General features: G+C 62.5%; 20 protein-coding genes and 1 pseudogene. 13 read left to right on the top strand and 8 right to left on the bottom strand.

Features of this window, described 5'->3' with window-relative positions:
• Positions 1 to 132: 132 nt before the first annotated feature.
• Positions 133 to 1,152: a GlxA family transcriptional regulator gene (locus tag ACVW1C_RS33270; RefSeq protein ID WP_456761881.1), complete on the bottom strand. Its 1,020-nt coding sequence runs from the start codon at positions 1,150 to 1,152 to the stop codon at positions 133 to 135.
• 63 nt (positions 1,153 to 1,215) lie between these two features.
• Between ACVW1C_RS33270 and ACVW1C_RS33265 the strand changes: the two genes are divergently transcribed.
• Genes ACVW1C_RS33265 through ACVW1C_RS33250 form a run of 4 tightly spaced genes read left to right on the top strand, consistent with a single transcriptional unit; the run spans position 1,216 to position 4,319 of the window.
• Positions 1,216 to 1,929 (top strand): hypothetical protein, encoded by a 714-nt coding sequence (locus tag ACVW1C_RS33265; RefSeq protein ID WP_456761880.1) that lies wholly within the window; start codon positions 1,216 to 1,218, stop codon positions 1,927 to 1,929.
• Entirely contained in the window at positions 1,929 to 3,221 is a 1,293-nt protein-coding gene (locus tag ACVW1C_RS33260) for an MFS transporter (RefSeq protein ID WP_456761879.1), read from the top strand. Before ACVW1C_RS33265 ends, ACVW1C_RS33260 begins: the two co-directional genes overlap by 1 nt.
• Positions 3,222 to 3,261: 40 nt before the next feature.
• A complete protein-coding gene (locus ACVW1C_RS33255; RefSeq protein WP_456761878.1) occupies positions 3,262 to 4,002 on the top strand; it encodes a YqcI/YcgG family protein in 741 nt (246 codons plus the stop codon).
• On the top strand, positions 3,999 to 4,319 hold the full coding sequence (locus ACVW1C_RS33250; protein ID WP_456761877.1) for a cupin domain-containing protein: 321 nt from the start codon (positions 3,999 to 4,001) through the stop codon (positions 4,317 to 4,319). Before ACVW1C_RS33255 ends, ACVW1C_RS33250 begins: the two co-directional genes overlap by 4 nt.
• A gap of 22 nt (positions 4,320 to 4,341) precedes the next feature.
• On the opposite strand, the gene ACVW1C_RS33245 is transcribed toward ACVW1C_RS33250, so the two are convergent.
• The 5 genes from ACVW1C_RS33245 to ACVW1C_RS33225 form a co-directional block, all read right to left on the bottom strand.
• Entirely contained in the window at positions 4,342 to 4,524 is a 183-nt protein-coding gene (locus ACVW1C_RS33245) for a hypothetical protein (RefSeq protein WP_092115610.1), read from the bottom strand.
• Between the two features lie 361 nt (positions 4,525 to 4,885).
• A complete protein-coding gene (locus tag ACVW1C_RS33240; RefSeq protein WP_456763239.1) occupies positions 4,886 to 6,148 on the bottom strand; it encodes a CaiB/BaiF CoA transferase family protein in 1,263 nt (420 codons plus the stop codon).
• A 299-nt stretch (positions 6,149 to 6,447) separates the two neighbouring features.
• Positions 6,448 to 6,870 (bottom strand): GFA family protein, encoded by a 423-nt coding sequence (locus ACVW1C_RS33235; protein WP_456761876.1) that lies wholly within the window; start codon positions 6,868 to 6,870, stop codon positions 6,448 to 6,450.
• Between the two features lie 347 nt (positions 6,871 to 7,217).
• Positions 7,218 to 7,790, bottom strand: a complete 573-nt coding sequence (locus tag ACVW1C_RS33230; RefSeq protein ID WP_456761875.1) for a DUF6456 domain-containing protein — start codon at positions 7,788 to 7,790, stop codon at positions 7,218 to 7,220.
• Positions 7,791 to 7,885: 95 nt separating this feature from the next.
• Positions 7,886 to 8,446 (bottom strand): GcrA family cell cycle regulator, encoded by a 561-nt coding sequence (locus tag ACVW1C_RS33225; protein ID WP_456761874.1) that lies wholly within the window; start codon positions 8,444 to 8,446, stop codon positions 7,886 to 7,888.
• 127 nt (positions 8,447 to 8,573) lie between these two features.
• Between ACVW1C_RS33225 and ACVW1C_RS33220 the strand changes: the two genes are divergently transcribed.
• From ACVW1C_RS33220 to ACVW1C_RS33210, 3 genes are all read left to right on the top strand, one after another.
• Complete coding sequence (locus ACVW1C_RS33220) at positions 8,574 to 9,212, top strand: LexA family transcriptional regulator (protein WP_176530027.1); 639 nt, start codon at positions 8,574 to 8,576, stop codon at positions 9,210 to 9,212.
• A gap of 161 nt (positions 9,213 to 9,373) precedes the next feature.
• Positions 9,374 to 9,649, top strand: a complete 276-nt coding sequence (locus tag ACVW1C_RS33215) for a hypothetical protein (protein ID WP_456761873.1) — start codon at positions 9,374 to 9,376, stop codon at positions 9,647 to 9,649.
• 164 nt (positions 9,650 to 9,813) lie between these two features.
• The gene (locus ACVW1C_RS33210) at positions 9,814 to 10,968 is read left to right on the top strand and encodes an OpgC domain-containing protein (RefSeq protein ID WP_456761872.1); all 1,155 of its coding nucleotides are present in this window, start codon (positions 9,814 to 9,816) and stop codon (positions 10,966 to 10,968) included.
• A 10-nt stretch (positions 10,969 to 10,978) separates the two neighbouring features.
• Here ACVW1C_RS33210 and ACVW1C_RS33205 read toward each other — a convergent pair whose 3' ends face one another.
• On the bottom strand, positions 10,979 to 11,116 hold the full coding sequence (locus tag ACVW1C_RS33205; protein ID WP_456763309.1) for a hypothetical protein: 138 nt from the start codon (positions 11,114 to 11,116) through the stop codon (positions 10,979 to 10,981).
• Here ACVW1C_RS33205 and ACVW1C_RS33200 point away from each other — a divergent pair.
• The 6 genes and pseudogenes from ACVW1C_RS33200 to ACVW1C_RS33175 all read left to right on the top strand — a co-directional run.
• A pseudogene (locus tag ACVW1C_RS33200) lies at positions 11,108 to 12,178 on the top strand (ATP-binding protein); the annotation flags it as partial. The gene ACVW1C_RS33205 and the pseudogene ACVW1C_RS33200 overlap by 9 nt on opposite strands.
• Before the next feature lie 347 nt (positions 12,179 to 12,525).
• Positions 12,526 to 13,554, top strand: a complete 1,029-nt coding sequence (locus ACVW1C_RS33195) for a TRAP transporter substrate-binding protein (RefSeq protein WP_456761871.1) — start codon at positions 12,526 to 12,528, stop codon at positions 13,552 to 13,554.
• A gap of 27 nt (positions 13,555 to 13,581) precedes the next feature.
• Positions 13,582 to 14,130, top strand: coding sequence for a TRAP transporter small permease (locus tag ACVW1C_RS33190; protein ID WP_456761870.1), 549 nt, complete (start codon positions 13,582 to 13,584; stop codon positions 14,128 to 14,130).
• Entirely contained in the window at positions 14,127 to 15,416 is a 1,290-nt protein-coding gene (locus tag ACVW1C_RS33185; protein WP_456761869.1) for a TRAP transporter large permease, read from the top strand. Before ACVW1C_RS33190 ends, ACVW1C_RS33185 begins: the two co-directional genes overlap by 4 nt.
• 72 nt (positions 15,417 to 15,488) lie before the next feature.
• On the top strand, positions 15,489 to 16,478 hold the full coding sequence (locus ACVW1C_RS33180) for a TRAP transporter substrate-binding protein (protein ID WP_456761868.1): 990 nt from the start codon (positions 15,489 to 15,491) through the stop codon (positions 16,476 to 16,478).
• Entirely contained in the window at positions 16,475 to 17,710 is a 1,236-nt protein-coding gene (locus tag ACVW1C_RS33175) for a CaiB/BaiF CoA transferase family protein (protein WP_456761867.1), read from the top strand. The genes ACVW1C_RS33180 and ACVW1C_RS33175 overlap by 4 nt, the downstream gene beginning before the upstream one ends.
• Here ACVW1C_RS33175 and ACVW1C_RS33170 read toward each other — a convergent pair whose 3' ends face one another.
• Positions 17,711 to 18,565 carry an HpcH/HpaI aldolase/citrate lyase family protein gene (locus ACVW1C_RS33170; protein ID WP_456761866.1) on the bottom strand — a complete coding sequence of 285 codons (855 nt, stop codon included), beginning with the start codon at positions 18,563 to 18,565 and terminating at the stop codon, positions 17,711 to 17,713.
• Between the last annotated feature and the right edge of the window lie 3 nt (positions 18,566 to 18,568).

The following is an 18,568-nucleotide window of genomic DNA, read 5'->3' as shown; positions in this document are numbered from 1 at the left end:
CACATTAGCCGCAGACAAACCGGAAAAGCTACCACCTTGACCCACGAATCCGGCCAGCGAAGGCCAGCTATTCGCTTGCGAGATGGATCGGGTTTCGACACCAAGCGGCCGCCTCCTGAGCCGCCCGACGCGCTAGCTGCCCGAGAACCGGTTTCGGTACTCGGTCGGCGACACGCCGAGGTGGCGCAGGAAGGCCCGCCGCATTCGTTCGTCGTCGCCAAATCCCGCGCGCTTGGCAACCTCGACCACGCCGCCGATCTGGCGGCTTTCGAGCAGCAAGCGCGCGGTCTCAACGCGCAGCGCCTCGACACCGCTGGCAGGTGTCATGCCGGTGCGGCTGACATAGGTCCGGGCAAAGGTGCGCGGCGTCATCCCGGCCTTTTCCGCAAGGGTCTCGACCTTGAGGTCGCTCGTGATGTTCTCGATGATCCAGGCATGCAGCGCGCTGAAGCGTCCCTCGACGTCCGAGGCCTGGGCCGCAAGGACGGTCGAGAACTGACTCTGACCGCCCGGCCGCTTCAGAAAAACCACAAGTCTGCGCGCGACATCGAGCGCGATGGTGTGGCCGAAATCCTCCTCGATCATCGCGAGCGCCAGATCGATGCCGGCGCTGACACCCGCCGACGACCAGACATGTCCATCCTTGACGAAAATCGCGTTGGGCTCGACACGGATGTCGGGAAAGCTGTCCTGCAAACGCGGACAATAGCGCCAGTGCGTTGCAGCACGTTTGCCGTCCAGAATCCCGGTCCACGCCAACGCAAATGCGCCAAGGCAGACTGACGCGATACGGCGCGCCTTCGGCAGCGCCTCCGCAATCCATTTCATCAACTCGGCGTCGTTGCGGATCTTCCAGATGCCGGGTCCGCCGGGGATCACCAGCGTGTCGACCTCGGCGGGCGCAACACTGGCGATCGGCGCCGTGTCGATCATCATGCCGACATCAGTCGGTACTAAGCCACCTGAAGTCGACAGATAGGACAGCGAATAGTTCGGCCCGGGCAGTTCGATCGCCTCCAGCTCCGCGAACACCTGAGCCGGCCCCGAGATGTCAAGCAAGGTCACGCCCGGAAAGGCAACGATCGCGATCCGACGTGTCGCTTTCTTGTCGCGCGGCTCGGGCCGGGGCGGCTTGGCAGTTTTCGAGGGCATATTGTCCTTTAAGCCATTCGAGGCCGCCCTGTATAGCTTGCAATGGAATTCTGGAGTTCTGCCATGTCGCGAAATCTGGGCAGCGGATACGAGGCGATCAAATCGCCTTGGGCGGATTACGCGATCTACAGTCTACCCGATGCCTCCCGGATCGAAGTCCGCGACCGCCAGCCGCTGATGGACGCCATGAACGGCATCATTGCCGTCAACTGGCAGGCCACCGAGCCGCATTGGACGGCAACCTCCTCACCCTTCGACCAGAAGTACAGCCTGATCCTCGTCTATGACGGTTCCGGCCTCGTGGCCTTCTCGGTCTACTGCATCCTGCAGATGTCGGCCGGACTTGGAATCTATCGCAGCGGGACAGAGGTACTCCCGGCGCATCAGGGCCGCGGCCTCTACGGCTTCTTTACGGCGGAAGTTCTGAAGTGCTCGGGCGCCGCCGAGAGGGCCGACGGCAACGTGCTCTACGGCTGGCGGACCCGCAATCCGATCGTCTGGGCAGCGAACGCTAAAATTTGCGAAAAAGTGACTCCATCGTTGCTCGATGATGCGCAGGACGCGGCGTTGCAGGCGGCCTGTGTCGAGATGTGCACCTCACTCTATCCGGGCAAGCCGCTCGAACTGCCCGACATGATCATGCGGGGCGCTTACGGCCACATTAAGCACCATCGGCAGGCCTATCGTGGCACCGCGTCACTGGTCGATGCTGCGATGTCGAGGAAGATTCCGAATTCGGCAGATGCCCTGTTCTCGGTGGGTTACGCGAGGGTGTGATGTCGATGCTCGGACAACAAGCCATTTACGCCCCGGCGTCGCGCTTCACTGACCGCGCCTATCTCGCCTGGACGGCAGTGGCCATCGCCTACGCCATTGCCTTCCTGCAGCGGGTGTCACCGCAATCGGTAAGCCTCAGTTTCATGCACGACTTCGGCACCGATGCGGCCGGTGTTGCGATGCTCGCGTCGAGCTATTTCTGGGGCTACACCTTGATGCAGATTCCGGCCGGCCTGCTGGTCGATCGTTACGGCGTCAAGCGCGTCGTCCTCCTCAGCATGATCGCCTCGTCGCTCGGCAGTGCAGCGTTCGCGCTGGCGCCGAACCTGCTCGACGTTTTTGCTGCGCGCCTGATTGTCGCCTGCGGCGATGCGCTGGTCTTCACGGCACTCCTCAAGCTCGTGGCACAGAGTTTCGCTGACGAGCGGTTCGGCATGATGTCGGGCATCTCGCAGGTCTCCGGCTATGTTGGAGGCGTGATCGCGACCACGCCGCTCGCAGCCGCCGTCTCGGGGTTCGGCTGGCGGGCCTGCTTCCTGTTCATCGCCTGCATTGGTCTCGCCAACCTTGCCTTCGCCAAGCTCGCGCTCAAGCCTGATGCGGCATCGCATAGCAACAAGACGCTGAAGGGCGTCGTGATCGCTGCGCGGCAATCGCTGGCCCATATCGCGAACTGGGGTTGTGCAATGACGTTTGCGTCGCACTTCGCGGTTGTGACGACGCTGTCGGGCGTCTGGGGCATTCCGATGGTCGCCCACTTTTTCCATATCTCTCCGACGGCTGCCGGCACGCCGCTGCTCGCCTTCATGATCGGCAATGCGCTCGGCTCGGTCTTCCTCGGTCACGCCGCCGATCGTGCCGCGGCGGCGCTCGACCGCGCATTGATCGGCATTTGCGTATTGCGCATGCTTCTGATCGCGATGCTGCTGCCGCAGGTCGCCCGGACGTTTGGTCTGGCCTACGTCACCGTCGTGTTCACGGCCTTGGGGCTCGTCGCCGGCGGCACCGTCCCGCTGGTGCTGAAATGCGTGAAGAAGCTCTATACTTCCGACCTGATCGGTGTCGGCGCTTCCGTGAACACCACCGCTGCCGGGATCTTCGCCGGTGTCTCGCAGCCGATCATCGGCTTTGCGATGCTCGCCGCCAGCAACGCCTCCGGAACCGACGCCGTGCACAACACGGCCACGATCGGTGACGGCGGCTACAGCGCCTTGATCGTCATTCTGCTTCTCATGTCGCTGCCGGGCATTGCCGGGCCGCTATTGATGAGAAGCAAGTTGATAGCTCGTTAGTGTCGTTATGAGTGTAGGGGGTGTTATGGAGCGCTTGTTCTTGAGAAAAGGCGAGGTCGCGTCAAGCTTTCCGGTCAGCAGCTGGCAAAGCGTGATGTTCTCCGAGTTTGAAGCGCAGATGAGCAGCGAGGCAAGGCCGTTCCCTTGCGTGTTCGGGGTGACCGGACATCGCCAGGATCAGCTCCGCTATCTGTTCCTCGATCCGTATGACGTCGCGGTGCTCGGCGAGCAGCTCGCACAATATGTCTCAGAGGCGCGCTCGTTCGGTCCCAATACCTCGTTGATCGTGTTCACGCGGCCCCGCCCCGTACAAACGCTCGACGCCTATTATCGCAAAATGTGGCTGACGCTCGACCAACTCGCGCGCCTGGACAAGAACCCGTGGCCGTCCGACATTCCGGAGCAGATTGACCATCCGATGTGGGAGTTCTCGTTCGCGGGCGAGCCGATCTTCGTCGTATGCACGACCCCGGCCCATGTGATGCGCCAGAGCCGCCGATCCAGCGCCTTCATGCTCACGTTCCAGCCGCGCTGGGTGTTCGATAAGATCCTCGGGACGGAAAAGGCGGCGACCGCCGCGTTCGCCGAGGTGCGCAAGCGCCTGATCCCGTACGACAGCGCGAGCCCCTCTCCGCTCCTTGGCCGCTACGGCGCGACCGATGGCCGCGAGTATCTGCAGTACTTCCTGCACGACGACAACAATGCGAGCGGAGGCTGCCCCTTTGCCAAGCTCGCGCAGAACAAGACGCCAGCCATCGCGAACAAGGAACAGGCAGCATGACCCAAATCATCGCGGGCACGAAGACCGAATTTACCATCGATCCGGAGATCCTGAACCTGCTCCCGGCCCAGGGGTCCGTCGAGCTGCAGCATGATGCAGCTGGCAAGGTGCATCACTTCCATACCCATCCGGTCGATGAAATCCTGATGATCATCAGCGGCCGGTTGAACTTCATCTGGGACGGCGGTGAGCGGGTCGTCGGTGCCGGCGACACCATCCTGCTGCCTGCCGGCACCCGGCATCAATCCGAAGCGCTCGATGGTGGTGCAATCTACGTGATCGCGACACAGCCGCCCGCCAGGCCAATGAACAACTGACATCCAGGAAAACGCGAACACCTCAGGACAGTGAGGGATCGCGCGGCGGCTCAACCGCCAAACGTTCGACCAGCTCGATGACCTCGGAACGCTGGTCGGGCGCAAGTCGAAGGAAAGCCTTCAACAGTCGCAGGCTTTCCAGTGTTTCGCTCGATGGAGCTCCGAGCTTGTTCTGCAGCTCTGCAACGTATGTGGGATTTTTCATCTCGCACCTTAAGTGAGGATTACGAATGGCATACCCAGGTAAACGTGAAGGCTTGGCCCAGAAGGTCGACACCGCAGCGCAAGAGGCCGAACGCCTTGGCCTGACCACGGCAACCCTCATACTCCGGATGGCCCGTCTCGAGATTGATCGGGCGGAGCCCGAGGAAGTTGAAAGTATGCCAAGGAACAACTTGCGCAGCAAGCCGAACTGAGGTCCCGAATGGGCCAGTCCCGGGTCGAAGGCGGCCCGCACGCGGCGGGGACCCGTGACGTCTGAACGACATCTTGCGAGGCGAGAGGCCTCCCTCTCGCCTCAGGTCAGGTGGTTAGCGCGCACCTGATCTTTGGTTCAGACCAAACGGCTAGCCGGTGTTGCCTGGCTTGCCGAACGCGCCTGCCTCGGCCAACGCGGCGATGCGTCGGTCGTCGTAGCCAAGCGTCTTGCTCAACACATCCCGGGTGTGCTGACCGAGCAGCGGAGCCGCAACAGGATCGACCGCCGGCGTCAGGCTCATATTGACCGGCGACTCGATGTTCGGAACCGAGCCGGCGGTCGGATGCGCGATTTTGCTCAGGCGATGACGATCGCGCACCTCGGGTGCGTTGAAGCCTTCCTCGACCGTACGCAAATAGCCAACCGGAATATTGGCCTTCTTCATCTTTGCCATCCAGTGCTCGAGCGTGTCGCTTGCAAACACGCTGGCGATGATGGCGCGCAGCTTCTCCTTGTTGGCGGTCCGCGCCTTGCGGTGAGCAAACTCCGGGTCGGTGACGAGATCCGGGCGCTCAAGTACGTCGGTCACGAGCCGGCGATAGAGCCGGTCGTTGGCGCAGGCCATATAGAGCGGACCATCGGACGCCCGGTAGACGCCGACGGTCGGCGAACCGTTCGGTGAGTTGCCGAAGCGGCCGGGGTTGTTGCCGTTGATGAGATAGGCCATGCCGTAGAAGCCAGTCATCGACACCGCGGTGTCGATCAACGCGACCTCGACCTGCTGGCCGCGACCGAGCCGGTCGCGCGCAATCAGCGCTAGCAGGATGGCGTTGCAGGCCGACATGCCGGTTGCCATATCCACGATCGGCGGCCCGGTGCGCACCGGTTCGCCATCCGGAAAGCCGTTGAGCGACATGAAGCCGCTTTCGGCCTGCGTAATCGGGTCGAAGCCCGGGCGCAGCGCGAAATCACCCTTGCGGCCGTAGGCGGAGATCGAGCAGTAGATCAGCCGCGGATTGGTCGGCGACACCGACGCATAGTCGAGACCGAATTTCTTCATCACGCCGCCGGAGAAATTCTCCACCATGACGTCCGCCTTGGCAATCAACGCGCGTGCGACTTCAAGCGCGGCCGGATTGTTGAAATCGAGCGCAATGCCGCGCTTGTTGCGGTTGAGGCTCAGATACGCTGCGCTTTCCCCGCCAATTTCAGCGTGCTCATAGGCGCGCGTGTCGTCCCCACCGTCCGGATTTTCGATCTTGATGACCTCGGCCCCGAAATCGGCCAGCGTTTGCGTGCAGGCCGGGCCGGCAACGACGCGGGTAAAGTCGACCACCAGCAGGCCATCGAGCGCCGTCGGAACTCCCTCCCCGCGCGGCGCGCGCCCTGGCAATTCTGGTTTGGTCATGATCCGACGCTTCCTCTGTTATTTTGTCAGGCGAAATACGCCGGCCCTTACCAAGACCGGCACTGCCTGCCTTTTAGCGGAAGCCCGTCACCAAAACCAAACCCGGATTTTGCAGGGCGGGACCTTCGCCTGACATGGCTGTCACCGGCAACGGGGTCCCGCAGTGCCGGCAGCGCCGACGCGGCCGAACGATTCGAATGTCGAGGAAGGCCGCCGGATACCGGATCCGTCAGCGCGTCCGGCGACCGGAAGGCATCGGCAGGTGGCGACGCTCCGTCGCCACCTGCTCGAGAACCATCGCGCTATTCGGCGATCATTTCGCCGGAGCCGCCGAACTCGGCCGGAAAGTCCTTCAGCTTCGGCAGGCCATCGCGTATCGGCAGCACGGTCTCGGAATAGTTGACGTGAACGCTGGGGCTGAACTTCAGCGTTGGGATCGTTGCCGTGAACACGTCGACGAGCCCAAGCGTCGGGTGGTTCGTCATCAGGTGACCGCCGCACTTGGTGCAGTATTTGCGCTGGCTCATCGCGGTCTTCTCGAACATTCCGAGATGATCGGCGCCCTTGGTGACTTCGACCGCCTCGGGCTTCCAGAGGCTGAATGCATTCACTGGGCCGCCGGACCAGGAGCGGCATGAACGGCAGTGGCAGTAGCCCATCGCCTCAGGCTCCCCAGTGACATTGAGTTCGACGGCGCCGCAAAAGCAGGTTCCGATGTGATTCATCGCTCGGTTCTCCTTGGGTCAATTGATTGGACTCCGCGCCGGCATCGACCCACGTTACTCGTGATGTTCGCGATGCAGGATACGATCAAGGTGGGCTTGGCCGCTGCGAACTCCCTTGTGGATGTACCAGACCATTCCCCTGCACCAGAGGCAATCACTCCGCGAATGCGGGCAGGTCGTCGACGCGAACGAAGTTATATGAGAGTCCGCGCTGCTGTCGACCGTCTTCAACGTAAATCAGGACGAGCTCAGCGTGAGGTAAAACACAGTGCCGCAACATGATGAATCACTGCCGCGCCGGATGCCTGAGCGGGGCACCCGGCACGTGAGCACTTCATTTCAGATCATCATTGACGGTGCTTCACCGGAACCTTGCTCGGCGTGACAAGCCCATACGTCAGCGCCAGCCGATCGAGGCATTCCTTGAGGCGCCGCGCAAAATAGTCCTGCCAGCGCTGCGTAAGCAATCCGCGCCGCTGCCCAACCTGCTCCATGGTCATGCCGAGGATCAGGACGTCGTGCACCAGCGCCGAACCGTCGGCGCCGAGTTCATGCTCGGCGCGGTTCAGACGCAAGGTCGCCTGGCGCTGCCCCTCCGTGATCGGTTCACGTTGCTGACCGCCGTCAACGTATTCACGCGTCGTATCCACCGCGCGAGGGCCGCGCTCGGCCTTCTCCCAATCGTTCTGGAAGGCCCGACCGCTTCGATACTGCGTGTCGTCGATCTGCCGGTGTGCATGCAACCGGCCGAGCGGGTCGCCGCGTATCGAGCGGAAGGCAACGATCCTTTCGCCCGACTCGAGCGCGAGGGGATCGTCGATCTCGACGGTCGCGACCTCGGCGTTAAAGGGCAGATCCTGGGAGCGCCGATCGTGTGCTCCAGCGGGATCGTACGGTTTCCGGCGTCTTGCGCGCGGCATTGGTGACCTCCGAAGTGTGTCATGAAAGCGCGAGGCGTCTTCCGCGCGACCGCGGTTGTGTGGACCGACATCGATCAGTCGGAAGGTGAGCGGCCTCAGATGGCCCCGATAGCCTGAAGCCAGGCGTCGTTCAGGACCGGCCGCGCCAATGCCTGTGGATCGCGGCTCAGGTGAAAATGCGGGGTGCAATAGCTCGAGCCCGGCCGGCACGGGTGACCACAGAAGGTCATGGTTTCGCCGTCGGCATCCCCGCCATAGGGATAGCGGCAGTCTCCGCGCTTGAGGTCGAACAGTGAAAGGTGCCGTGGCGCGACCGCCGCGCAACGAAGTTGGGGCATCTCCACCGTTTCGGTGAAGCTTTTCGGCCAGCGAAACAGATCGGACTTCAGCTCGGCCCGCCCTTCACGCAAGCGCCCGACCCTCGGAGGCTCCGGCAAGGCCGGCTTGGGTGGATCGAGATGCCCTGGCAGGGACGGCTCCGGCCGATCGAGGCCCACCAATCCCATGCGCTGCGCCCGGCTGAGGGCCGCGTTGCGTGTATAGGCCGTGCTGAAGGTTGCGTTGATCGTGTCAGCGATTTCCGAATAGGACAAGCCGCGGGCGCGCAAGTCCTGCAAGGCAGCCGAATGCTCCGGCAGCCAGTTCACCATATCCATTCCAAATTCCCACTTTTGTCATTCCGTCGGCGCCTCGCATACCTTCCGATATTCCGAAGAAAAAGTCAAGCTTGAATTCTGATAATCGTAACGGTAAGAGTATGTCCAGCTTTGGAGAGGATGAAACATGCTGGACGCGGCACTTATCGAGCGAGCACTGGAAAAGACTGGAAAGAGCAAGGGCGGGCTTGCCCGCGCAATGGGGGTTCGGGCCGGGGCGGTGTCCGAAATCCTGTCGGGAATCCGCTTGATCAAGGCATCGGAGATTGCCCCGATCATGGAATACCTGGAGCTGAACTCGGTGCCGATCGTGGGCCGGGTCGGCGCCGGCGCCTCGATCCAGCCGGAGCTCGAGCAGGTCCCGCCGGAGGGTCTCGGCGAGATCGAGCTCCCCTTCCCGATGACGGAGGAAACCGTCGCTTTCGAGGTTTCAGGCGATTCGATGCTACCGAAATACGAGAACGGCGATGTCATCGTGGTGTATCGCGAGCAGCGCTATCCGCTGTCGAGCTTCTACGGTGAGGAAGCTGCGGTCCGGCTGAAGACCGGCGAGCGCTATCTGAAGACGATCGAGCGGGGCAGCTCGTCCGGCACGGTCAACCTCAAGAGCTTCAATGCCAAGCCGATCAACGGCGTCAAGCTCGAGTGGATCGGCGAGATCTGCGTCACCCTGCCCCGCGGCCAGATCGAAAGGCTGCGCGGCAAGACGGCGGCGAAGGGCCGCAAATCCGCCCGGGCGCAGGGCGGACGGTCGTCCGAGAAATAGCCGCCCAGCAGCGGGGGCCGGCCTGACCGATTCGGATGCCTTCGGGCCGAATCGGTCGGTGGGCCGGCGCTTAAGTTCCGATTATCGTCAATTTCCCTTGACAAAATTCCGATTATCGGAAATAATGGCCAACGAAAGTCAACGCATCGAACCATCAGGCAATGCAGTATTTTGTTGTGATGATCGATTACGGCCGCCGTGGCCGTGAGGCGATCGTCGATCCCGAAATGACACGGCGCGAGGTCATCTCGCGGGTCGCGTCAGGGGAATACACCAACATCAGCTTCATCCACGAGGTTGCCGAGTGCTCGGTCGAGGATATTACGGACGATATCCTCGCGGAGGCTGCCCTGCCGGAGGTCGCCCCGACCGGCGCTAACCTGCAAGCCAATACACTGGATCACGTCCGCGACCTTCGCAAACACGAGCCGGTCTGATCGCGCTCACGCGGTGATTGCGAAAACGTGATCTTTCTTGAGCCGGCCACTTGGCCGGAACCCGAAACAGACTAGATAGGGTTCACGCAGAGTCTATTCGGGCCGGGCATGGGTTCCCACTAGATTAGCGATCGTTTTCCCGGGCCGGCAGATTTCAGCTTCAGATGACTTCGACAACAAACGCCGAGATCGCGAGAGCCGATGGGGATCTCAGGATCGCGCTGCTGCTTGGCATCGCGAACTGGTTTCTGTTCCTGGATCACGTTCCGCACAACGTCGTCAGCGCGCTGACCATGCGCAATTTCGGCTTTAGCGGCGCGACCGACCTTTTTGTGTTCATCGGCGGCTATGCAGTGACGCTCTTCTACGCCCGGATGGCGCTGGAGCGTGGATTCGTGGTGGCCGCGACCCGTATCTTCAAGCGGGTATGGCAGCTCTATGCTGCCTACATCGTCCTGTTCGTGATCTATGTCGAGTTGATCAGCTATGTCGCCGCGCGGACCGCGGCGCCCGAGATCATCAGCGAGTTCAACATCACCGGATTCATCGACCACCCGATCCGAACGCTGATCTACGGCTTGTTCCTCCAGGCCAACCCCCTCAATCTCGACGTGCTGCAACTCACCATCGCCCTGATGGCCTTCCAGCCGTTCGTCGTATTCGGATTGCTCTACGTGCCGAACGCAACGCTTCTCGCGTCCGTGGCGCTTTACGCTACCGCCCGCGTGCTCGACTGGAACCTGACTTCATATCCGTATGGAGATTGGTACCTTAATCCGTTCTGCTGGCAATTGCTGTTCGTGATGGGGGGCTGGCTCGCGCTCATCGGCACGCGCTATGCACCCACGATCCGCGCGATGCAGGCCGTTACCGCACTTCGCGCCACGGCGTTGCTGTACCTGCTGTTCGCGCTGACGATCGTTTCCAGTAGCGATATCCCGGCACTCGCCCAAATGATGCCCGGCGGACTGAACGACATGCTGCTGCAGAACGACCGGGAGGATGTCGCACCTCACCGCATCCTGCATTTCCTGACCCTGACATTCCTGTTCACCTGGTTGGTGCCGCGCGACTGGGGATATCTGCGATCTTACGCCCTGCAGCCGATCATCAAATGCGGCGAGGAATGGCTGGCCGTGTTCTGTGCAGGCGTGTTCCTCTCCTTCGCAGCGCACCTGATTTTGATCACCGGCCCATACTCACTGACAAGGCAGGTCGCGGTCAGCCTCGCCGGTCTCGCGGCAATGACGGCTGTCGCCTACTACGTCTCGTGGTCGAAGCGGCAGGACAACAAATCGGCGATCGGCGCTCATTCCTGAATCCATCGATCTAGTCGACCAGCAGCGCGCGCCTTAGCCGCGTCTCGCTGTCGTGCAGCATGGTGGTGTCGAGGCCCCCTCGCGCAGCTGCATCCAATGTATTGACGGCGAGGAAGAACAGCACCACCACGAGAATGGTGCCCTGCACGGCGGGGATGTCGCGCTGCTGCGCATCCGCATGCCGGACAAGCCGTCGCCACCGATCCATTCGATCAGCCGCGGCGTCGGTGTCCATGTCTTCTCCGCGATGCCCGTGATCGTCAACGATCACGTCGCCGGCGTGATCTACACGTCGCGGACGCCGAGCAACATCTTCGATCATCTCTATCAGGAGCGCAGCAAGTTCCTGCTTGCCACATTGGCCGTGCTGCTGGCGACCGTTGCGATCGGGCTGATGTTCTCCCGTACGGTCACGCGTCCGATGCGCGAGCTCGTCGATCGCGCCGTGCGGATCGGCCGCGGCGACCGCAATGCGTTTCAGCCGCTGCAGCATTATGGCACCCGCGAGCTCGCCCAGCTCTCCGACAGCTTCCTCGACATGGCCCAGCAGCTGTCGCGCCGATCCGATTACATCGCCACCTTCTCGGCACACCTGACGCACGAACTGAAATCGCCGCTGACATCGATCCGGGGCCCGGCCGAGCTGCTGCAGGATTCGCTCCAAAGCAAGTCGGATACGCTGACCCGATCCGAGCAACAGAGCTTCATCTCGAACATCCTTGGCGACGTCGCGCGGCTCGATGCGATGAGCCAGCGGCTGCGCGAGCTGGCGCGCGCAGAAAGCGCTCCGCAGAACGAGCAGACCCCGCTTTCTAGCGTCATCGCGAACCTGAAGAGCCGCTTTGCACAGCGGACAATCGTGGCCAGCGGCCACCTCGATCGCTCGATCGGGATGTCCGGCGAGAAGGCGCTGATCGTACTGGCGCATCTGGCCGACAACGCCTTCCGTCACAATGCCAGGTCGGTGCAGCTCGAAGCGATTGCCGAAGCCTCGACCCTCAGGGTGACGGTGAGCAACGATGGTGACCCGATCTCCGACGCCAACAGCGACAAGATCTTCGATGCCTTCTTCACCACCCGCCGCGATAGCGGCGACACCGGCATGGGCCTCGCCATCGCGCAAGCCGTCATGGTGAGCCATGGCGGTACGATCCGTCTCCTGCCCGCCAGCCAGAGCGTCGCTTTCGCGCTGGAGTTTCCCGCGGTCTAACCGGCTTCAGACCCGCTCGATGATGATCGTGGCCGCCATGCCGCCGGCGGCGGCGCTGAGCCGTCGAGCACACCGGAGGAATTTCCCGCGTGGTGGACAAAATTGATCGAGATATGGTTGCCTCTCAGCATCAGCTTTCAGCCAGTTGGCCGTCGCCCGCTTACGGCTTGAAATCAAGCGCATCGACGTCCTCGCATGATCCCTTCCGCCCTCGCAATCGCGCCGGCGCATGGCCGCCTGCGCTCTCCGGTTGTCCGATCAGGCATGCTCAGCCGAGCCATGCTTGACGGGCAATTTCGTTTATGCGCAGCTGCTCAAAACAACAAGGCTACTCAGGGGCAGGACATATGGGCGGGCTTCGGCGCATATTAGCCAGTTACGGCTTCCTCATCGCATCGGTCAATCTGGCGGCGGCGGAACCGATCAAGCTGCGGGTGGCCGACTCTTTTCCGAAAGGGCATTACCTCGTCCGCCTCGTGCTCGAGCCCTGGATGGCCGAGGTGCAGAAGCGCACCAATAACGCGGTGACGTTCGAACACTATCCGGCGCAGCAGCTCGGCAAGGCTGCCGACATGTTGAAGCTGACGCAAGCCGGCGTCGCCGATATCGGCTATGTCGCGCCCGCTTACGTCTCCGACAAGATGCCGGTCTCCGAAGTCGCGATGCTCCCCGGCGCGTTCGAGCATTCCTGCCAGGGCACGCTCGCCTATTGGAAGACCGCGCGAAGCGGAGTGATCGCGCAGCAGGATTATACCGCAAACGGCATTCGTCTGCTGCTCGCAGTCAGCTTGCCGCAGTACCGCATCTTCACCGTCAAGCAACCGGTGAAGGAGACCGGTGACGTTACCGGCCTCAAGCTGCGATCGACAGGCGGTGCGCAGGACCTCACTTTGCGCGCCATCGGAGCCGTGCCCGTGCGCATGGCAGCGCCGGATGCCTATGAATCCCTGCAGCGCGGCACCATGGATGGGCTGCTGTTCCCGCTGGAGAGCGTGGTCGCGTATGGCGCCGACAAGCTGGTGAAATACTCGACCGACGGCGTCGGCTTCGCCAGCTTCATCGTCGCCTATTCGATCAGCGACACCGTCTGGAAGAAGCTTCCGCCGGATGTGCAGAAGACGATGGTCGACGTCGCCGAGGAGATCATTCCGTCAGCATGCCAGCAGGTCCAGAAATCCGATGATGAGACCATGAAGTCGCTTGAGGCCGCCGGGGTGCGATTCGAAACCCTCCGGCCGGACGTGAGTGCCAAGTTCAAGGATTTGATGAAGGGCGTCGCCAAGACCTGGGCCGACAGCCTTGATGGGCGCGGCAAACACGGCAACGACGCGCTGAAGGAGTTCGATGCGGCGGTTGCAGCTATTCCCGCCAAGTGATCGAGCAAAGCCACTGGGAGAGCGATTTTGTTTGACGGAGTATTGAGGGCGCTCGCGGCGATCGAGAAGATCGTCTCCACGATCGCCGCCGTGTTCATGTTCGCGATCATGATCATCGTGTTCAGCGATGTCATCATGCGCTACGCGTTCAACAAGCCGTTTTCCTGGGCCTACGACCTGATCTCGATCTATCTGATGGCCGGCATCTTCTTCCTGGTGCTGTCCGAGGCCTATGCCAGCCACGCTCATGTTAGTGTGGATATCCTCCAGCAGAAGTTTTCGCCGGCGATGATCCGTGTTTCGGAGATCGTGACGTGTGTCGTCGGCATCGCGGTGTTTTCGCTGATCACCTATCTCGGCTTCCTGCGCGCCGTCGACAGCTTCAGATCTGCCGACGTGATGGCGGGCGCAACCCCATGGCCGATGTGGCCGTCCATCGGATTGGTGCCGCTCGGCGCCGGCCTGATCACGATTCGCCTGATGTTGCACCTCATTGGACACCTCATCTCGCTCGCTACCGGACGCAGCCTCATTGCTCTGCCGGCCTCCCATGCTGCGGGAGAAACCTTCGAATGACACTCGTTCTGACGATGCTCGTGCTGTTCGCACTGCTCGCGATCGGCACGCCGGTTGGTTTCGCAATGGCGGGTTCCGGTGCTCTGGGGCTGTACATGATCGGCGGCATGCCGATCCTGTCGGGCATTCTGCAAACAGCACCGCTCTCGGCGGTCACCTCCTACGAGCTGATTACCATCCCGATGTTCCTGCTGATGGCGGAATTCGTCCTCGTCAGTGGCATTGCCGACGATCTGTTCAAGGCGACCGCGGCCTGGGTCGGACGCATTCCCGGCGGCCTCGGCATGGCGACGGCGCTGGCCGGCGCCGGCTTCGGCGCGATCTGCGGCACCAGCACCGCATCCGCAGCCACGCTGTCGGCAACGAGCTTGCCGGCGATGTTGAAGCAGGGCTACGAGCCGAAGATGGCGGCCGGCGTTGTCGCGATATCCGGCACGCTCGCCATGCTGATCCCGCCATCGGTCGCGCTCGTGATCTACGGCCTGCTGGCCGAGGTAAACATCGGCGCGCTGCTGATCGGCGGCGTCATCCCCGGCATTCTCGTGACTTTCACGATCATGGCCACGGTCTGGTTCCTGGCCTGGCAGGATCCAACGCGCGCGCCAGCGGCGCCGTCGGTCTCGCTCGCGGAAAAGTTTCGGATGCTTCGCGTGGTCGGTCCGATGCTATTGCTGTTCGGCATGGTCACCGGCGTCATCTATACGGGCGTCGCCACGCCCACCGAGGCGTCCGCGCTCGGTGCCTTCGGAGCGTTCGTGCTCGCCCTGTGGAAGGGCAAGATCAACCGCAAGACGCTGCGCAGCGCGTTGATTCGCTCGGCACACGGCACCTGCATGATCGCCATGATCCTGTTCGGCGCATCGATCTTCGGTTACTTCTTCACGCTGACGCAGGTGACGCAGAACCTGGTGAGCTGGGTCGGCAGCCTGGCAGTGCCGCCGTGGCTGATCCTGACCATCATCCTGTTCGGCTATATCGTGCTCGGCTCATTCATGGACCAGATCGCGATCCTGGTGCTGACCGTTCCGATCGTGCTGCCGCTGATCAAGTCACTCGGCTACGATCCGCTGTGGTTTGGGGTGATCAAGATCGTCACCGCTGAGGTCGGCATGATCACGCCACCGGTGGGCCTCAACTGCTTCGTGGTGGCGCGATACTCGGGGCGCCCGGTGGGGGAGGTCTTTCATGGCGTGTTCCCGCATTTCGTCGCGCACTTGATTGCAATTGCGATCCTGGTCATCTGGCCCATGATCATTCTCTGGCTGCCGATGAAGATGGGTTACTGACCAACAGTAGGGGAGAAAAACACAATGTCCGTTAGAGTAGCGAGACCGCTCGTGCTGGCTGCAGTGTCGTTGATGGCTGCAACGAGTTCCGGCGACGCGCAGGAGAAAATCACACTGCGACTCGTCGACAGCCTGCCGAACGGCCATGTGATTCATGAGCTCGTCGGCAAGCCATTTTCCGAACTCGTCACCAAGCTGACCAACGGCCAGGTCACGTTCCAGCATTTTCCCGCGGAGCAACTCGGCAAGGCCAAGGACATGGCCCAGCTGACAGCCGTCGGCGTCGCCGACGTCTCCTACATCGTGCCGTCCTATTCGTCCGACAAGTTTCCGCTGACGGCGGTCGCCGAACTGCCCGGCATCTTCGACAGCGAATGCCAGGGCTCGCTTGCCTTCTACAAGATCTCGCACAACGGCGGCATCCTGGAGACCAAGGAGTTCGCGCCGAACCAGCTTCGGCCGCTGGTAACGCTGGCGCTGCCGGCCTACCAGGTCCAGCTTGCGACCAGCCGCGATGTGAAGACGGCAAAGGACCTCGAAGGTCTGAAGATCCGCACCACCGGCGGCGCGATGGACCTGATGATGCGCTCGATCGGCGGCGTTCCGGTGCGGATGGCCGCACCCGAGATCTATGAATCGCTGACCCGCGGCACGCTCGACGGGCTGATCTTCTCCTACCAGAGCTCGGCGTCCTACGACTTCGGCAAGATCCTCAAGTCGGGCACCGAGGGGCTGAACTTCGGCACCGCGATCTTCACCTATTCGATCGGCGAGCTGAAATTCAAGTCGCTGCCCGAGAATGTGCGCAAGGCGCTGGTCGAGGCCGGCGAGCAGACCACGCGGGAGGCCTGCAAGCGGTTCGAGGACGGCGAAAAGGCCGCGGCCGACAAGATCAAGTCGCAGGGCATGAAGGTCATCAACTTCAGCGCTGACGACAAGAAGGTGTTCGACACCGCCTTCAAGTCGGTGGCCCAGGATTGGGTGAAGGACGTCGACAAGCGCGGCAAGCCGGGCACCGACGTCTTCAAGGCCTTCACCGAAGCACTGGCTGCTACACATTGAGCGAGGCCCCGACGAGAGAAAAACCATCCACGCCAGCGGGTCCGCTCGCTGGCGTCAGGATCGTCGACCTCACCAGCGTCATGATGGGACCCTACGCGACCATGATCCTCGGCGACTACGGCGCCGACGTGATCAAGGTCGAGAGCCTCGATGGCGATGTGATGCGCCACGCCGCCCCGATGCGCCATCCTGCGATGGGCGCGATGTACCTCCAAGGCAATCGCAACAAGCGCTCGATCGCGCTCGACCTGAAGAAGGCCAGCGGCCGCGCGGCGCTGCTGCGTCTTGCCACCGATGCCGATGTGTTCGTCCACAACGTCCGTCCTGCGGCGATGGCGCGGCTGAGCCTCGGAGCCGACGATCTCTTGGCGATCAACCCGCGGCTTGTCTATGCCAGCCTGCACGGCTTCGGCGAGACCGGGCCCTATGCCGGCCGGCCCGCGTATGACGACCTGATCCAGGGGCTGACCGCCCTGCCCGCGCTGACCGGCAGGATCACCGGCGAGCCACGGTACTCTCCGGCGACCATGGCCGACCGCATCGTCGGCCTCAATGCCGTCCACGCCATCCTCGCAGCGCTGTTCCACCGCGAGCGCACGGGCGAAGGCCAGGCGATCGAACTCCCGATGTTCGAGACCATGGCCCAGTTCGTGCTCGGCGATCACATGGCCGGCCGCAGCTTCGAGCCGCCGATCGGCCCGCCGGGTTATTCCCGGCTGCTGTCGCCCGACCGCCGTCCGTATCAAACCAGCGACGGCTACATCTGTGCGCTGGTCTATTCCGACAAGCAGTGGAACGCGTTCTTCGCCAAGATCGGCCTTGCGAACGAAACCGACCGCGACCCACGGCTGAACAGCATCTCAGCGCGAACGAGGAACTACGATTTCGTCTACGATTGGTTCTCGCAGATGATGAAGGCCCGCAGCACCGCTGAATGGATGCGCTTCTTCGAAGAGGCCGACATTCCGCATGCGCCGCTGCACGATCTCGACAGCCTGATCGACGATCCGCATCTGGAGGCCGTCGGGCTGATCCAATCAATGGAGCATCCGACCGAAGGCACGCTGCGGGTGGCCGGCCCTGCCGCCACCTGGAGCAAGACGCCACCATCGATCCGGACCTATCCGCCGAACCTCGGCGAGCATGGCCGGAAGATCCTGGGCGAGGCTGGACTTGCGGATGCGGAGATTGCGGCTCTCATCGCGGAGGGCGCGCTGATCGACCCCGCCTGACTATTTCCTGCGCGACGCCAGGATTTTCTCGGCGGCGCGCAGATGCGGCTTGTCCAGCATCTTGCCGTCCATCTTGGCGACCCCGGACGGATTGTTGGCAAACGCAGCGATCACCCGCTCCGACCACGCGATCTCCTCGTCGGTCGGCATGAAGGCCGCGTTGACAACATCGACATGCTTGGGATGGATCACGGCCTTGGCGAGGAAGCCGTCCTGCCGCGCCGCGATCGCCTCCGCCTTCAGCGCATCGAGATCGTTGATGTCGGTGGCGATGGTATCGATCGCGACCACGCCGGCTGCGGCCGCGCCGATCAGACAAAGATCGCGGGCGAGAATGAAGGGCGAGTGATAGCGGCCGTCGGTGCGGTTGCGCGTTGCGCCAAGCGAGGCCGCAAGGTCCTCCGCGCCCCACATCATGCCCCAAAGCCGCGGGCTCATGTTCTCGAAGTCGAGGATTTTCAGCACCGCGCGCGCCGTCTCGGTTGCGACCGTGACGATCCGTGTGGTGCCCTGCGCGATACCCGAGGCGGCCTCGAATGCATCGAGATAGAGCGCGAGCTTGTTGACATCGGCAGCGCCGGCGCATTTCGGCAGCACGATGCCATCGGGCCTTCCCGGCATCACGGCCGCGAGGTCGCCAAGCGTCAGATCGGTGTCGAACGCATTGACGCGGATATACAGCTTCTGGTCCGGATTGCGCGCATCGAGCATCTCGCGCGTGATGCCACGCGCAACAATCTTCTGCTCCGGTGCGATGGAATCCTCGAGATCGAGAATCAATGCGTCGGCCGCGGTCTTCTTCGCACTCTCATATTTCCGGGTGCTGTCGCCGGGAACGAACAGGAACGATCGCATCGT

Source organism: Bradyrhizobium sp. USDA 4011 (assembly GCF_054063415.1).
Note: the sequence above shows the minus strand (reverse complement) of the source record. Positions and strands in the feature narration are given on the sequence as shown.

Bases quoted from the DNA above. Each gene is read 5' to 3' on its own strand.
- ACVW1C_RS33270 (WP_456761881.1), bottom strand. From the start codon at position 1,152: ATGCCCTCGAAAACTGCCAAGCCGCCCCGGCCCGAGCCGCGCGACAAG.
- ACVW1C_RS33265 (WP_456761880.1), top strand. From the start codon at position 1,216: ATGTCGCGAAATCTGGGCAGCGGATACGAGGCGATCAAATCGCCTTGG.
- ACVW1C_RS33185 (WP_456761869.1), top strand. From the start codon at position 14,127: ATGACACTCGTTCTGACGATGCTCGTGCTGTTCGCACTGCTCGCGATC.
- ACVW1C_RS33195 (WP_456761871.1), top strand. From the start codon at position 12,526: ATGGGCGGGCTTCGGCGCATATTAGCCAGTTACGGCTTCCTCATCGCA.
- ACVW1C_RS33230 (WP_456761875.1), bottom strand. From the start codon at position 7,790: ATGCCGCGCGCAAGACGCCGGAAACCGTACGATCCCGCTGGAGCACAC.
- ACVW1C_RS33260 (WP_456761879.1), top strand. From the start codon at position 1,929: ATGTCGATGCTCGGACAACAAGCCATTTACGCCCCGGCGTCGCGCTTC.
- ACVW1C_RS33215 (WP_456761873.1), top strand. From the start codon at position 9,374: ATGCAGTATTTTGTTGTGATGATCGATTACGGCCGCCGTGGCCGTGAG.
- ACVW1C_RS33250 (WP_456761877.1), top strand. From the start codon at position 3,999: ATGACCCAAATCATCGCGGGCACGAAGACCGAATTTACCATCGATCCG.
- ACVW1C_RS33170 (WP_456761866.1), bottom strand. From the start codon at position 18,565: ATGCGATCGTTCCTGTTCGTTCCCGGCGACAGCACCCGGAAATATGAG.
- ACVW1C_RS33180 (WP_456761868.1), top strand. From the start codon at position 15,489: ATGGCTGCAACGAGTTCCGGCGACGCGCAGGAGAAAATCACACTGCGA.
- ACVW1C_RS33210 (WP_456761872.1), top strand. From the start codon at position 9,814: ATGACTTCGACAACAAACGCCGAGATCGCGAGAGCCGATGGGGATCTC.
- ACVW1C_RS33225 (WP_456761874.1), bottom strand. From the start codon at position 8,446: ATGGATATGGTGAACTGGCTGCCGGAGCATTCGGCTGCCTTGCAGGAC.
- ACVW1C_RS33220 (WP_176530027.1), top strand. From the start codon at position 8,574: ATGCTGGACGCGGCACTTATCGAGCGAGCACTGGAAAAGACTGGAAAG.
- ACVW1C_RS33245 (WP_092115610.1), bottom strand. From the start codon at position 4,524: ATGAAAAATCCCACATACGTTGCAGAGCTGCAGAACAAGCTCGGAGCT.
- ACVW1C_RS33235 (WP_456761876.1), bottom strand. From the start codon at position 6,870: ATGAATCACATCGGAACCTGCTTTTGCGGCGCCGTCGAACTCAATGTC.